Annotated in this window: 15 protein-coding genes; 12 read left to right on the top strand and 3 right to left on the bottom strand. The window is 66.6% G+C overall.

What is annotated here, in order from left to right:
• The first annotated feature begins 620 nt into the window (after positions 1–620).
• The 8 genes from TSO5_RS24275 (at position 621) to TSO5_RS24240 (ending at position 10,094) form a co-directional block, all read left to right on the top strand.
• On the top strand, positions 621–1,445 hold the full coding sequence (locus tag TSO5_RS24275; RefSeq protein ID WP_109154035.1) for a response regulator transcription factor: 825 nt from the start codon (positions 621–623) through the stop codon (positions 1,443–1,445).
• 183 nt (positions 1,446–1,628) lie between these two features.
• A complete protein-coding gene (locus TSO5_RS33725) occupies positions 1,629–2,873 on the top strand; it encodes a flagellin (RefSeq protein ID WP_109154034.1) in 1,245 nt (414 codons plus the stop codon).
• Positions 2,874–3,079: 206 nt separating this feature from the next.
• Positions 3,080–3,475, top strand: a complete 396-nt coding sequence (locus tag TSO5_RS24265) for a flagellar biosynthesis regulator FlaF (protein ID WP_109154033.1) — start codon at positions 3,080–3,082, stop codon at positions 3,473–3,475.
• Positions 3,465–3,929, top strand: coding sequence for a flagellar biosynthesis repressor FlbT (locus TSO5_RS24260; RefSeq protein WP_109154032.1), 465 nt, complete (start codon positions 3,465–3,467; stop codon positions 3,927–3,929). The genes TSO5_RS24265 and TSO5_RS24260 overlap by 11 nt, the downstream gene beginning before the upstream one ends.
• A 4-nt stretch (positions 3,930–3,933) precedes the next feature.
• Positions 3,934–4,725 carry a DUF1217 domain-containing protein gene (locus TSO5_RS24255; RefSeq protein WP_109154031.1) on the top strand — a complete coding sequence of 264 codons (792 nt, stop codon included), beginning with the start codon at positions 3,934–3,936 and terminating at the stop codon, positions 4,723–4,725.
• Positions 4,726–4,763: 38 nt separating this feature from the next.
• Complete coding sequence (locus TSO5_RS24250; protein ID WP_348981063.1) at positions 4,764–5,927, top strand: hypothetical protein; 1,164 nt, start codon at positions 4,764–4,766, stop codon at positions 5,925–5,927.
• Positions 5,928–6,309: 382 nt separating this feature from the next.
• Complete coding sequence (hflX, locus tag TSO5_RS24245; protein ID WP_109154030.1) at positions 6,310–7,656, top strand: GTPase HflX; 1,347 nt, start codon at positions 6,310–6,312, stop codon at positions 7,654–7,656.
• Positions 7,657–8,093: 437 nt separating this feature from the next.
• The gene (locus TSO5_RS24240; RefSeq protein WP_109154029.1) at positions 8,094–10,094 is read left to right on the top strand and encodes a BCCT family transporter; all 2,001 of its coding nucleotides are present in this window, start codon (positions 8,094–8,096) and stop codon (positions 10,092–10,094) included.
• Between the two features lie 7 nt (positions 10,095–10,101).
• Here TSO5_RS24240 and TSO5_RS24235 read toward each other — a convergent pair whose 3' ends face one another.
• The 3 genes from TSO5_RS24235 to fliI are packed head-to-tail and all read right to left on the bottom strand — an operon-like array spanning position 10,102 to position 12,503.
• Positions 10,102–10,518 (bottom strand): YbaN family protein, encoded by a 417-nt coding sequence (locus TSO5_RS24235; RefSeq protein ID WP_109154028.1) that lies wholly within the window; start codon positions 10,516–10,518, stop codon positions 10,102–10,104.
• A gap of 57 nt (positions 10,519–10,575) precedes the next feature.
• Positions 10,576–11,163, bottom strand: a complete 588-nt coding sequence (locus tag TSO5_RS24230) for a hypothetical protein (RefSeq protein WP_109154027.1) — start codon at positions 11,161–11,163, stop codon at positions 10,576–10,578.
• Positions 11,160–12,503, bottom strand: coding sequence for a flagellar protein export ATPase FliI (gene fliI / locus TSO5_RS24225; RefSeq protein WP_109154026.1), 1,344 nt, complete (start codon positions 12,501–12,503; stop codon positions 11,160–11,162). The genes TSO5_RS24230 and fliI overlap by 4 nt, the downstream gene beginning before the upstream one ends.
• Positions 12,504–12,628: 125 nt before the next feature.
• Between fliI and TSO5_RS24220 the strand changes: the two genes are divergently transcribed.
• The 4 genes from TSO5_RS24220 to fliQ are packed head-to-tail and all read left to right on the top strand — an operon-like array spanning position 12,629 to position 14,165.
• A complete protein-coding gene (locus tag TSO5_RS24220; RefSeq protein ID WP_109154025.1) occupies positions 12,629–13,021 on the top strand; it encodes a flagellar biosynthesis protein FlgG in 393 nt (130 codons plus the stop codon).
• 40 nt (positions 13,022–13,061) lie between these two features.
• Entirely contained in the window at positions 13,062–13,481 is a 420-nt protein-coding gene (gene flgC / locus TSO5_RS24215; protein WP_109154024.1) for a flagellar basal body rod protein FlgC, read from the top strand.
• Between the two features lie 11 nt (positions 13,482–13,492).
• Positions 13,493–13,852 carry a flagellar hook-basal body complex protein FliE gene (locus TSO5_RS24210; RefSeq protein ID WP_109154023.1) on the top strand — a complete coding sequence of 120 codons (360 nt, stop codon included), beginning with the start codon at positions 13,493–13,495 and terminating at the stop codon, positions 13,850–13,852.
• Positions 13,853–13,898: 46 nt separating this feature from the next.
• Positions 13,899–14,165 (top strand): flagellar biosynthesis protein FliQ, encoded by a 267-nt coding sequence (gene fliQ, locus TSO5_RS24205; protein ID WP_085090915.1) that lies wholly within the window; start codon positions 13,899–13,901, stop codon positions 14,163–14,165.
• The last annotated feature ends 98 nt before the right edge of the window (positions 14,166–14,263 follow it).

Raw genomic sequence — 14,263 nt, 5'->3', positions numbered from 1 at the left:
TCAAGCATCGCGCGCTCCCCGGTCCCCACTAAATCCACCCGATGCATCCCCCTCACCCCGCCCCTCTCCCCGGGGGGGAGAGGGAGATTCCCCCGGACACCGCTACCGCTTTTTCAAGGGCTTGGCGGTAATCGCTGTCGGGCGCCTGCGACAATTGCGCACAGCCCGCCATCACGGACAGGCAAGCAGCGGCGACCGCCGCCGGCAAGACAGGTGCCTTCGTTCCGGACATGGAACCTCCTCAAACGCGGATGCCCGGCGACGCTAGGGCATCAGGGTTAAACCAGCGTTCATATTCATGAGGAGTGGTTTTCCACCCGATTACTGTCGTTAACCACGGCTGGCGGGGTGATTGCTGATTGCTTGTGATGATCATTATAAAGTCATGCCAAATTTCAAAGTAAAACCCGTGTTACATAAAAATTTATCCAGTGTTTATCCAAACGAAAATGTTAAAACGGGGTAAAACGCTCGAATGTCCTATATCAACTCGGCTACCCCAAAGTGTTGACACATCGCCTTTCGATGGGTTCTTTTGGGGCTGTGATAAGCATGTGACATCAACGCAATTGCGTAAAAATCAATGCTTTATCTGCGCTTGCTCGACAATGGAGAATCCAATGCAGGCTTTGCTGATTGAGCCAGCCGATCTGATCGCCGACGCCATCGGTAAGCAACTCGCCCTGTGCAAGGTTAACCATGACCGTTTGGACCTGAATGGCCTGCGCGATCTGGTGGGCGGGCATGGCTCCATCGACATCGGACATGACGCGATCATCATCGGCGACGTCGGCGATACCGAGGCCTGCGTTGCCATGCTCCGTGCCCGCAACGTGACCGCCGCGATCATCTGCCTGATCGAACGCCGCTGCGCCAACACCACCGCCGGCATCCTGCGGGCCGGTGCGGACGACGTGCTGGTGAAGCCGGTGGTCAGCACCGAGATCCGCGCCCGGCTGGAGGCGATCCGCCGCCGTTCCTACGGGCTGACCAGCAACGCGGTGACGGTCGGCCGCCTGACCGTCTTCCTCGACGGCCGCGACCCGGAGGTGGACGGCGAGCGCCTGCGCCTCAGCCAGCGGGAGCACGCGATCCTGTCGGTGCTGGCCCTCAACCACCGCCGCGTGGTGTCGAAGGAGCACATCTACGAGGAGGTCTACGGCCTGTCCGGCTCCGACCCGCTCGACAAGGTGATCGACGTCTATATCTGCAAGCTGCGCAAGAAGATCGATACGGCGACCGGCGGCGGCCGCTACATCGAGACGGTCTATGGCCGCGGCTACAAGTTCGAGGCGCCGCCCGACCATGTCGCTCCCGACCGCGCCCAACTGATGCTGGACCGCTGGTCGAGCGCCGGCGGGTTGGCCGGCCCCCGCGTGCCCTTCATCCCGCCGGTGGTGCCGCGCAGCGCCGCCCCCGCCGCCACCCGCGCCATCGGGCGTTGAGCAGCGTTGAGCAGCGCCGACCACCCCGTCCGTCCCGAACGCCCCCGATTTTTTACTCCGGCTTAAACCGGCTCGGTCATCCTCGAATTTGCCGCTCGCGCCCCCGCACAATGGATCGGGAAGGCCGGCGCGAATGGCCCCGGCGTCAGAAAGGCGCCATGCATCTCGCGAATGGAGATACCCATGGCCTCGATTATGACGAACACCTCCGCCATGACCGCGCTGCAGACCCTGCGTCGCGTGACCGGGGATCTGGAGACCACGCAGGACCGCATCTCGACCGGCCTGAAGGTGAACAACGCCAAGGACAACGCCGCCTACTGGTCGATCGCCACCACCATGAAGGCCGACGTCGCCGGCTTCAAGGCGGTGAAGGAATCGCTGGAGCTGGGGTCCGGCACCACCAACACCGCGTCGGTGGCCTCCAAGAACATCGTCGAGAACCTGCAGACGCTGAAGGCCCGCGTCATCGCCGGCCAGACCAACGGCGTCGACAAGTCGCTGATCCAGAACGACGTCGACCAGCTGGTGAAGCTGATCAAGGGCGCCGCCGCCGACGCCTCCTTCAACGGCGACAACCTGCTGCGCGTCGCCTATTCCAACGACGGCACGGCCAAGGACAAGAACGTCGCCATCCTGGCGTCGCTGAGCCGCAGCGACGGCAGCGTCGATCCGAGCTACATCGAATTCCAGCGCCAGGACATGCGCGTGGAATCGATCGTCGGCAAGGCCACCATCGAGCAGCAGGTCGATTCGACCAACGCCACCAAGGCCAAGGTCGACATCAAGCTCGGCGCCCCCGGCGACACCTTCATCGACGGCCAGAATCTCGGCCTCGGCAGCCTGACGCTGACGGTGACCAAGGAAGACGGCTCCAAGGCCGATGTGACGGTCGACCTGTCGGCCCAGACCTACGACACCGATCTGGCGACCACCCAGGGCAACATCGCCACGGCGGTGAACACGGCCCTGACCGCCGCCGGCGGCGACTTCCAGGTCGCCTTCACCGGTGACACGCTGACCTTCACCGATCAGGACAAGAACACCGACGGCAACTTCACCGCCCAGGTGTCCGGCCTGTGGGTCGGCTCGAAGGAGAGCGACGCCTTCGGCGGCCTCGCCGATCTGACCCAGATCGACGTGGTCAACAACTCGAAGAAGTCGCTGGAAGTCATCAACAAGCTGCTCGACAGCGCCATCGGCAAGGCGTCGGTCATCGGCTCGATCGAGAACCGCGTGTCGGTGCAGAACGACTTCGTGTCGAAGCTGACCGACTCGATGAACAAGGGCATCGGCGCCCTGGTCGATGCCGACATGAACGAGGAATCGAGCCGCCTGCAGGCCCTCCAGGTCCAGCAGCAGCTCGCCATCCAGGCTCTGTCGATCGCCAACCAGGGTCCGCAGAACATCCTGTCGCTGTTCCGCTAAGTCCCTGATGGGCGGCGTCATCGTCCAAAATCGGGGTCAATCCCCTGGACGATGGCGCCGCCCCGTCGGCCATGCCCGTTCACACTGCCCGCAGCAGGAGCGGAGCGGGCATCGCCGACGGCCGGCCATTCGCCCGTCCCCACAAAGACCCACCGCAACCGGTCCGGCTTCCCGCCGCCAAGGACCCCCATCGCAGGGGTGCGCCCATGAGCATCGCCGCCTACCACCAGACCATCGCCGAGTGCGACGATCCGCGAAAGATCGAGTACCGGGTGTTCCTGCGGATCACCCTGGCGCTGGAGAACAACCGCAACGCCGACTGGCGCTCCGCCGCGCTGAAGGACGCGCTGTGGCGGAACCTGGAGCTGTGGAACGCGCTGCGCGCCGACCTGCTGGAGGACGGCAACGCCCTGCCGGAGGCGTTGCGTGCCGGTCTGGTCTCGCTGTCCTTCGCGGTGAACCGCAACACCCAGCGGGTGCTGCGCGGCGAGGGCGGCATCGACCTGCTGCTCCATATCAACCGCTCGGTGATGCAGGGCCTGCAAGGGGCGGCGCAGGGTGCTCGCGAGCTGGCGACGGAGGATCTGTCCTATGGCACTTAAGCTGCGCCTGAAGCCGTGCGAGCGGGTGGTCATCAACGGCTGCGTCGTGCAGAACGAGAACCGCCGCTACACCCTGACCATCTCGAACTTCGCCCAGATCATCCGCGGCAGCGACATCCTGCAGGAAGAGGATGCGGTGACCCCGGTGCGCCGCGCCTATTTCCTGATCCAGAGCATGCTGCTCGACCCCACCGTCGCCGCCAACGGCAGCGGCGCGGCGGCGGAGATGATGGCGCAGCTCTACACCACCTTCACCCGCCCGGACATCCAGGACCGCATCGCCCGCGCCATGGGCCATATCGGCGAGCGCGACTATTACAAGGCGCTGTCCGCCCTGCGTCCGGTGATGGAGTATGAAGGCACGCTGCTGTCGCCGGCCCCCTCCGCTCCGGCGCCGTCCATCCAGGCCCCTTCCCTCCAGACGGACGGCATCGGCCACCACGCGGGGAGCTAAGGCCATGACGACGCTGGTCGATCTGCGCATGGTCAGCAAGAACCACGACCGCTACGAACAGGCGGTGCGCAGCCGCCCGGCGGTGCAGCGCGCCATCTCCTATTTCCAGGACAACATCGGCAAGATCACCAGCACCGAAGACTTCATGAAGGACGACAAGCTCTATCGCTTCGTCCTGGACGCCTTCGACCTGGGCAGTCAGGCGAAGTCGCGCGGCCTGATCCGCAAGGTGCTGGAAGAGGGGGTGAGCGACCAGTATTCCACCGCCAACCGGATGAGCGACACCAAGTTTCGCGAGATGGCGACCGTGCTGGGTTTCGCCGAAAACGGCGGCGACAACCTGAAGCAGCCGGCCGTCGTCCAGGCGATCATCGACCGCTACGTCAACGTGACGCTGGAGGTCGAATCGGAGGACAGGAACCCGGCGGTGCGCCTCGGCCTCTATTTCCAGCGGCGGTCGTCGAACATCTCCAACTGGTATCAGGTGATGGCCGACAACGCCCTGCGCAAGGTGGTCTACACCACGCTGGGCCTGCCGGACCAGACGGCGCTGCTGGATGTCGACAAGCAGAAGGCGCTGCTGGAAAAGCGCATGGACATCGCCGACCTGAAGAGTCCGGAGAAGGTCGCCAAGTTCCTCGACCGCTTCGCCGCGATGTACGACATGCAGAATGGCGGCGCCACCGCGACCGCCGCCATGCCGTCGATCGGACCGATCTCCCGCAATGGCCGGGCCTCGGTCATTTCCATCGATCCGTCCATCACCATGACGCTGATGAGGTTCCCGCGCTTCTGACAGGCCGCGGGGCTCGGCCAAGCGGGAGGAGTCCAGCCGTGCAGCCGCCAGCCGGCATCCCCCAGGACCGCAGGTCCGGCGAATTACAAGACCGCAGGTCCGGCGAATTACAAGACCGCAAGCCCCGCGACCGCATCCGCCCGCCCGCCACCACCGGGGCCGCCGCCGTGCATTTGCGCGGGGCCTCGACGGCGGCGGAGGATGACGGGCGCGACGCCCTGCACATCCTGCCCCTGTCGATCCTGCCGCTGGAAACGCCGGGACTGCGCCGGGCGCGGCTGATCAAGAATGTCCGGCTGGAGACGGTGGCGGAGCTGTTCAACGACGCCCAGACCGGCAGCGGCCAGATCGGCCTCGACCAATTGTCGAAATGCTTCGGCATCGACGGCCCGGAGCTTCGCCGCGACCTGCGCAAGATCGTCCGGATCGGCGAGGCCGCCAGCTTCGACGTCTACAGCCTGCGGCTTGAGCTGCGCCGTCTGAACATCGACGTGGAGGGGGCGGACGCGCTGCGCCTGTCGGCCGCCAAGCGGGCGGAACTGACCAGCTACATGCGCGTCTTCACCCGGCCGCTGGTGGAGCATGTCTATGGCGTGCAGGGCGCCGACATTGCCAGCATGGACGAACTGGTCCGCCTGTTCGCCCAGCCCGACCTGGAGGAGGCGCGGCGCCGGCTGCAGATGACCGCCGACCGTCTCGACATCCCCTTGCAGGAGATCCCGGCCTTCCTTGAGGAGTATGCCGACATCTTCCTGTCGCTGGCCTATTTCAAGCGCTGTCTGGACGACATCGTGCCCGACGTGCAGGGCTTCCTCGGCTGGATGGCGGAGCTGTTCCAGGTCAGCGAGGTGCGGCGCGATGTCCGCCAGCGCCGCATGCTGGACGAGATCGGCCACGATCTGACCGACATCGCCACCTCCATCACCGGCCGCTTCGAGAGCTTCGACAACCGGTCCCGCGATTTCTGGCGCGACATCAACCCGGAAAGCTTCCGCAGCATCCGCGACCTGATCGTCACCCATCACCTGACCATCGGCGGCGTGCTGTGCGGGTTGGCGGTGAAGATGAATCTGTGGAAGCACCGCTTCGCCCGCGGCGGCGGCCCGGTGCGCCGGCTGGAGTTCATCCGCTCGGAAATCCTCCCCGGACTGGCCCACATCAAGACCATCGAACAGGCGTCGCGCAACAACATGGGCCGGTGAGGGGATTCCCCCGGAAAATCGTCCCCACGCCCTTGTTTCAAACGCCGAACTCATCATCTAAGCCTGTGTGGGCGGCGACGCCATCACCCAGGCGACTTTCCCAGTGCAGTATCGCGTCACGAGGCCGCTTTCCCGGCCGGCGCGGCAACTTCGGTGACTTCCCTTGATCTAAGTTCCCCGGTTCGGCCTCCCGCCTCGGGTGTGCCGACGCTCTCCTCTCCGACCCCGTGACGCGCAGGCCGCCGCGACCCTCCCCCGTGCCGTGGCGCCGCCGGTGGGGTCGGAGAGGACCCTTCTTTTTTCCCAAATTCCGAGCTTCGCATCCGCGAGGGATGCGCGCATGCCCCCGCGCATCCGGCGCCGGGGCGGACAAAGGAGCCTCATGGGCACGCATCAGACCACCGATTTGAAAACCACCGACACCCCGCGGTCCACTTTGGGCCGTGCTCTCGTCCTCCACCCGGTCCTGCGCGGGGCCGACACCGACCGCAGCCCCGAAGCCTCGCTGGAGGAAGCGGTCGGCCTTGCCGCGGCCATCGACCTCGACGTGGCGCAGGCCGCAATCGTCAAGGTCAACCAGCCGCGCCCGGCCACCCTGCTGGGCGGCGGCGCCATCGAGCAGTACGCCAAGCTGATCGAAGACGCGCGGGAGGAGGGCGAGGCCATCGACCTCGTCATCGTCGACCATGCCCTGACCCCGGTGCAGCAGCGCAACCTGGAAAAGGCGTTCGGCGCCAAGGTCATCGACCGCACCGGTCTGATCCTGGAGATCTTCGGGGCGCGCGCCCGCACCCATGAAGGCCAGCTTCAGGTCGAACTGGCGTCGCTGAGCTACCAGAAGTCGCGGCTTGTGCGGTCCTGGACCCACCTTGAGCGCCAGCGCGGCGGCTTCGGCTTCCTCGGCGGCCCCGGTGAATCGCAGCTGGAGCTTGACCGCCGCCTGATCGGCAACCGCATCGTCAAGATCAAGCGGGAACTGGACGACGTCCGCCGCACCCGCGGCCTGCACCGCAAGGCGCGCGCCAAGGTGCCCTACCCGGTGGTGGCGCTGGTCGGCTACACCAACGCCGGCAAGTCCACCCTGTTCAACCGGATGGCTGGCGCCGACGTGTTCGCGAAGGACCTGCTGTTCGCCACGCTCGACCCGACCATGCGTCAGGTGGTGCTGCCGTCGGGGCGCAAGGTGATCCTGTCCGACACGGTCGGTTTCATCTCCGACCTGCCGACCCATCTGGTCGCGGCCTTCCGCGCCACGTTGGAGGAGGTGCAGTCGGCCGACATCATCCTGCATGTCCGCGACATCGCCCATCCCGACACCGAGGCGCAGAAGGCCGACGTGGAGGCGATCCTGGCCGATCTCGGCATCGATCCGGAGCGTGATCCGCGCGTGGTCGAGGTCGCCAACAAGATCGACCTGCTGGACGGGGCGGACCTCGACGCCGTGCTCGCCCGCACCGAACGGGCCGGCAACGCCTGTGCGGTGTCCGCCGCCACCGGCGGGCGGCTGGACACGCTGTTCCGCATTCTCGACGACCGGATGACCGCCGGCCGCGAACTGGTGGAACTGGATGTCGCGCATGGTGACGGCGCGACGCTCGCCTGGCTCTACGCCCATGGCGAGGTGGTCGGCCGCCGCGACGACGACAGCCACGCCCATCTGCAGGTGGCCATCGAGCCGGCGGCGCTGGCCCGCATGGCCCATCTCGGGCAGGAGCGCGCCGCCGCCTGACCGGCGGATCGAGGACGGAAGGGAAGGGGCTGCCGGAAACGGCGGCCCTTTTTCTTTGTCCGTACCGTGGATTGCGGAATGAAAAGCTGTGTATTGATTGGCAGGCCTTTGGGACAGGCGGGAGGGTTCTGCAGAACCATCCATTTAATACTTCATATTGAAGTGCAACAAAGAAGAAGGAAGCCAATCGATAGAAGATTGTTGGCGCCCAATGATCTCATGGCTCAGGTCAAGATGTTTGACGGAGCCCGCAAAATATGTATGATCCCGCGCTTCGATTTGTGCGGATGCGATATTCGCGCGATGCGAGCAGTTTGCACGCGGATGCCGATCACTGGCTTTTCCTGGCAGGCTCGCAACATTCACTCACCCGGCTCGTTGTGCTGTCAGCGTCTCGACACGCTTACGCTTGGCCGGGCTTGTTTCGGAGTGCCATTATGCATGGGATCAACAAAACCGTATCTTTCACTGCGGGAGGATTGATTCTTCTCTTCGTTGCGGTGGCGGCGCTGTTCACCGAACCGTTCGGCGCCCGCGTTTCGGCGGTGCAGGCCGCCATCGTCGGAAATTTCGGCTGGTTCTATGTCCTGACCGTCGCCGGATTCCTGCTGTTCGCCCTGTGGCTCTTCATCAGCCCCTACAGCGCGATCAAGCTGGGCAAGGACGATGACGAGCCGGAATTCAGCTATCCCACATGGTTCGCCATGCTGTTCAGCGCCGGCATGGGCATCGGCCTGCTGTTCTACGGCGTTGCCGAACCGATGCTGCATTTCTCCAACCCGCGCGTCGGCGAAGGCGGAACGCCGGACGCCGCGCGCGAGGCGATGAATCTGGCCTTCCTGCATTGGGGCCTGCATGCCTGGGGCATCTACATCGTCGTCGGGCTGGCTTTGGGCTATTTCGCCTATCGCCATGACCTGCCGCTGACGATCCGCTCGGCGCTCTACCCCCTGCTCGGCGACAGGATCCGTGGCTGGCCCGGCCATATCGTCGACATCGTCGCCATCTTCGGCACGCTGTTCGGCATCGCCACCTCGCTCGGCCTCGGCGTCATGCAGATCAACGCGGGGCTTGAGTATCTGGGATTGCTCAGCGTCGGCACGGTGCAGCAGATGGTGCTGATCGTGGTCATCACCGCGATCGCCACCGCTTCCGCCGTCAGCGGCGTCGGCAAGGGCATCCGCCGCCTGAGCGAGCTGAACATGCTGGCCGGGCTCCTGCTGCTGGCCTTCGTCTTCCTGCTCGGCCCGACGGTCTTCCTGCTGTCCACCCTGGTGGAAAATATCGGCCGCTACCTGTGGACCCTTCCCTACACCAGCTTCCGCACGCTGCCCTATTCCGGCGCGGAGTGGCAGGCGAGCTGGACCATGTTCTATTGGGGCTGGTGGATTTCCTGGGCGCCCTTCGTCGGCATGTTCATCGCGCGGGTGTCGCGCGGCCGCACCATCCGCGAGTTCATCGGCGGCGTGCTGTTCGCCCCGGTCGCCCTGACCTTCGTCTGGTTCACCGTGTTCGGCGAGACCGCCATCCACATCGAGATGTTCGAAGGCGGCGGCATGGCCAAGGCGGTGGCCGACAGCGTGCCGACCGCACTGTTCGTCATGCTGGACCGCCTGCCGCTCAGCACGATCACCTCCGCCATCGGCACGCTGATGGTCATCACCTTCTTCGTCACCTCGGCCGACTCCGGTGCGCTTGTCATCGACATCATCGGCTCCGGTGGCAACCAGGATCCGCCCATCGCCACCCGCATCTTCTGGGCGGTGCTGTCCGGCGTCGTCGCCGCCATCCTGCTGCTGGTCGGCGGGCTGCAGGCATTGCAGACGGCGGCGGTCACCACCGCTCTGCCCTTCGTGGTGGTCATGGTGCTGATGTGCATCAGTCTCGTGGTCAGCCTGCGCGAGGAGCGCAGCGTGGCGCTGGACCGGCGCACGACCCGCGAATCCATCGGCCCCGGCGCTCCCGCAGAAGGGGCTGTGCCGCAACAGCAAATGGCGGACGGCGACTGGCGGCAGCGGTTGGCGGCGATGGTCGGCCGCCGGACCGCGGCGCAGGCCGCCCTTCCCCCTGGCGGCACGGCGGCGCGGCAGGAGGTCGCCCGCTTCATCGCCGAGACGGTGCAGCCGGCGCTACGCGACGTGGCGCTGGAGTTGGAACGGCACGGACGGCGCGTCGAGATCGAGACGGGCGCCTTCAGCGCCGGCATCGCCGTGCTGCGCAACGGGGAGGAGGAGTTCTCCTATTCCATCCGTGCCCGCGCCTATCATCCGATGACCTTCGCCTTCCCGGAAATGCAGGACAACCGCGCGGCATGGCAGCGGCGCGTGGAGGTGATCCTGCGCGGCGGCCTTCACAAATACCTGCCGCCGGATCGCACCACCCGCGAGGCGATCACGCAGGACGTCGTCCACGAATACGGCAAGTGGCTGGGCTGGTGAGGGGGGCTTATCGGTCCATAGGGGGCGGACGTGACACCACATACACAGCCGCCGCCGCCATCACCGCGCCGGTGCCGGCGAGCACCGGATATCCGGGCGACGACAGGGCGAGCACGGCGAAGCTGGACGACATGCCGCCGACCGCCATGACCTTCGCCTTCACCGGAATGGCGCCGCGGTCCTGCCACTCGCGCACGGCGGGGCCGAACCGCGGATCGTTGCGCATCCGCTCCCGCAATTCGGGATTGCTGCGGGCATAAGCCCAGCCGGCGACCAGCAGGAAGGGAACGGTGGGCAGGATGGGCAGGAACGCTCCGGCGGTGGCCAAGCCGACCGCTCCATGGCCGACCAGGAGCCACAGCCGCCGCCGTCCCCTTCCCATGCCGATATCCTTGTCTTCGTCCACCGCCAGCCCGCTCATCATGGAACGCCGTGCGGATCATTGAACCGCGCCCGGCGGTGGTGCGCAAGGGCGGGTTGGTCACCCCGCCTTGCGCACCACCCCGGGCGCACCGGCCTTCGCCGTCGCCTCCAGGCTGTAGAGCTTCGCCAGCAGTTGCGGCGCCGGCTGTTCGCCCGTCGGCACCACTGCCGCCACGTCTCCCGCCGCTGCGCCGGACTTGCGCCGCAATGCCTCCGCCAAGGATTGAGGGGAGGGCAGGGCGGAGTCCGCGCCATCGCCGCCACCGTTCATCCAGGGCAGCGTCCCGGCCGGCGTACCCTCCGCCGCCGTCTCCGTCCCATTCTCCAGCAAACTGCCGATATGGCCCAGCACGCTGTCGCCGGTGACCTCCTCGAACGCCACCATCGCGGCGCTGCCGATCAGGCCGGGCAGGCCGCCGAACAGGAAGCCGCCGGCCAGCCGTGCCGGGATCGAGATGCCTTCCCCCGTCGCCTCGCGGTAGACCGATGACACCACCGGCAACTGCTGGAGCGGGTTGACCACGTCGAGCAGGTCGTCGAACCCGACGCTCATCTTGTCGGCCAGCGATTCTTCCGGTTCGGCGGACTTACGCTGTGCCGTGGGCGGGGTGACGGCCTGGGCGGCCAGTCTCGTATTCACGCTCATGCTTGGTCTCCGATGGCGGCGAGCAGCGTGTCCAGCCGCGCGAAACTCTCGGCGGAGGGGGAGGGATCGTCCTTGCCCTGGCGCAGGAACTCTTCCAGCCGGGGGTGCAGGTCGATGGCGGCGTCGGTTTCCGGATCGGTGCCGCGCTTGTAGGCGCCGAGCCGGATCATCTCCTTCATGCCGTCATAGGTGGCGGCCAGCGCGCGGGCGCGGCCGACGATGCGGTTCTCCCGCGCGTCATGGCAGCCGGGCAGGGTGCGCGACACGCTGCGCAGCAGGTTGACGGCGGGATAGCGCCCCTGCTCGGCGATCTTGCGATCCAGCACCAGATGCCCGTCGAGGATGCCGCGCACTGCGTCGGCGATGGGTTCGTCATGGTCGTCGCCATCCACCAGCACGGTGAAGATCGCGGTGATGTCGCCCTCACCACTCCCTTCCGGGCCCGGTCCCGCACGTTCCAGCAGGCGGGGCAGTTCGGCGAAAACGCTGGGCGGATAGCTCTTGGCGGTCGGCGGCTCTCCCGCGGCCAGCCCAATCTCGCGCTGGGCCATGGCGAAGCGGGTGACGCTGTCCATCAGGCACAGCACGTGCTTGCCCTGATCCCGCAGCTCCTCGGCCACCGTCATGGTCAGCAGCGCCGCCTGCCGGCGCATCAGCGGCGGCTCGTCCGACGTGGCGACGATGACGACGGAACGCGCCAGCCCCTCCGCCCCCAGATCGTCCTGGATGAATTCGCGCACCTCGCGCCCGCGCTCGCCGATCAGGCCGATGACGATGGCGTCGGCCTCGGCATGGCGGGCGACCATCGCCAGCAGCGTCGATTTGCCGACGCCCGACCCGGCGAAGACGCCCAGCCGCTGCCCACGGCACAGCGGGACGAAGCTGTCAATCACCCGGATGCCGCTGTCCAGCCGCGCCCCCACCCGGCGTCGGGCGCAGGCGGCCGGCGGCGGCTGGCGCAGGCTCCGCGGATGCTCGCCATTCACCAACGGACCCTTGCCGTCGATGGGCTCGCCCAGGGCGTTCACCACCCGGCCGAGCCATCCCGGACCGGGCCGCAGCATGAAGGCGGTGTCGTCGGTGACGGCGGCGCAGCCCTCCGCCACACCGTCGAGGTTGTCGAAGGCCATCAGCAGCGAGCGGCCGTTGCGGAAACCGATGGTCTCGCACAGCACGCGCCCGCCGCGCAGGGTTTCCGCATGGCATTTGTCGCCGACCGACAGCACGCGCTGCAGCCCGTCGACCTCCAGCGTCATGCCGGCGGCGGAACGGATTTCCCCGCGCCACTGGCGCGTCGGCAGCCGGTCGAGTTCGGCCGCCAGGGTGGCGAGTGCCGGCATCGGCGCTGTCTCCATCATGCTCATCAATGGAGACAGCCTAGAGCAGCGAATTTAAATCCGGTTTTAAACGGGCGGGGTCATCGTCCGCCTCGTGTTCCGGTGAGATGTGGTGGAACGAGGTCGAAATGGATTTGAGTAAAATCGGTTTATTCCAGCTTGCCGGGACGCGCCTCGACTATCTGGCGCAGCGGCAGAAGCTGATCGCCGAGAATGTCGTGAACGCCAACACGCCCGACTACCAGGCGCGCGACCTGAAATCCTTCGACAGCGTCATGGAGGGCATCCGCCCGGTGGAGACCGCCCGCACCTCCGGCCTTCATCTGGTCGGCAGCCGCGCCGCCACGCCCTACCGCGAGGAAGGCAAGGCGGGCCTGTGGGAATCGACCCCCAGCGGAAACGCGGTGTCGCTGGACCAGGAGATGATCAAGGGCAGCGAGACCCGCGACGCCTTCGCGCTGACCACCAGCCTGTTCCAGCGCAATGTGCAGATGCTGCGCATGGCCTGGAGAAATGGCTAAGAGCGCAACGGCTGACGGCTTTTTAGGACGGAGACGAGCGATGATGAACGATGTCCTCGGCGCCACGCTGAAGATCGCCGGTGCCGGGCTTCAGGCGCAATCGACCCGCCTGCGCGTGGTGGCGGAAAACCTCGCCAACGCCGATTCCACCGCCACTGCCAAGGGCGGCGACCCCTATCGCCGCAAGACAGTGTCCTTCGACAGCGTGATGGACCGCGGCGTGGGGGCGGAGCTGGTGCAGGTCAAGCAGATCGGCCGCGACCGCAGCGACTTCCAGCTCGCCTACGATCCCTCGCACCCGGCGGCCGACGACAAGGGCTATGTCAAGAAGCCCAACGTCCAGCCGCTGATCGAGATGATGGACATGCGCGAGGCCGGCCGCGCCTTCGAGGCCAGCATGAACGTCATCGAACAGTCGCGCGCGATGATGAACCGCGTCGTCGACCTGCTGCGCAGCTGAGGAGCCGTCCCATGATCGAGATGTCCGTCGGCCGCGTCGCCGCCGCCTATGCCGCCAACCGCAGCCCTGCTGTCAGCGGCCTCGCCGAAACGCAGGCGGCGACTTCGCCCCTGTCGGCCGCCAACGGGACCGACGCGGTGGCCGCCAGTGCCGAAAGCGACTTCGGCGGCTTCCTCGACAAGTCGATCTCGCAAGCCGTCGACACGCTGAAGGAGAGCGAGCGCGTCTCGCTCGCCGCCGTGTCGGGCAAGGCCAGCGCGCAGGACGTCGTGCGCTCGGTCCTGGCGGCGGAGATGACGGTGCAGAGCGTCGTCGCCATCCGCGACAAGATGGTCCAGGCGTACCAGGAGATCATGCGGATTGCGGTTTGAGCGGGCCGCACTTGCCCCCTCCCCACAACCAGAGGACCCCACCCCCATGAACCAGGCCGACGTGCTGGAGGTGCTGCGCAGCGGCATCTGGACGACCCTGCTGGTCGCGGCGCCGCCGTTGATCGTGGCGGTGGTGGTGGGCGTGTCCATCTCGCTGGTGCAGGCGCTGACCCAGGTGCAGGAGATGACGCTGACCTTCGTGCCCAAGATCGTCGCGATCCTGGTGGTGACGGTGCTGGCGCTGCCCTTCATGTACGGCACGCTCGCCACCTACGCCGACCGGCTGAGCGACCTGATCGTTGCCATCGACTGATGTTCCGGTTGCGAGCGGTCATCCCCCTTCTCGGGCTGCTCGTAAGTCCGGCCGGCGGTGCGGCGGCGCCGCCGGCCAACCCCTCGCAGATCGGCGTG

Source organism: Azospirillum sp. TSO5 (assembly GCF_003116065.1).
GTDB lineage: Bacteria > Pseudomonadota > Alphaproteobacteria > Azospirillales > Azospirillaceae > Azospirillum.
The sequence above is the reverse complement of the archived record's forward strand: the minus strand, read 5'-3'. Positions and strand labels throughout refer to the sequence as shown.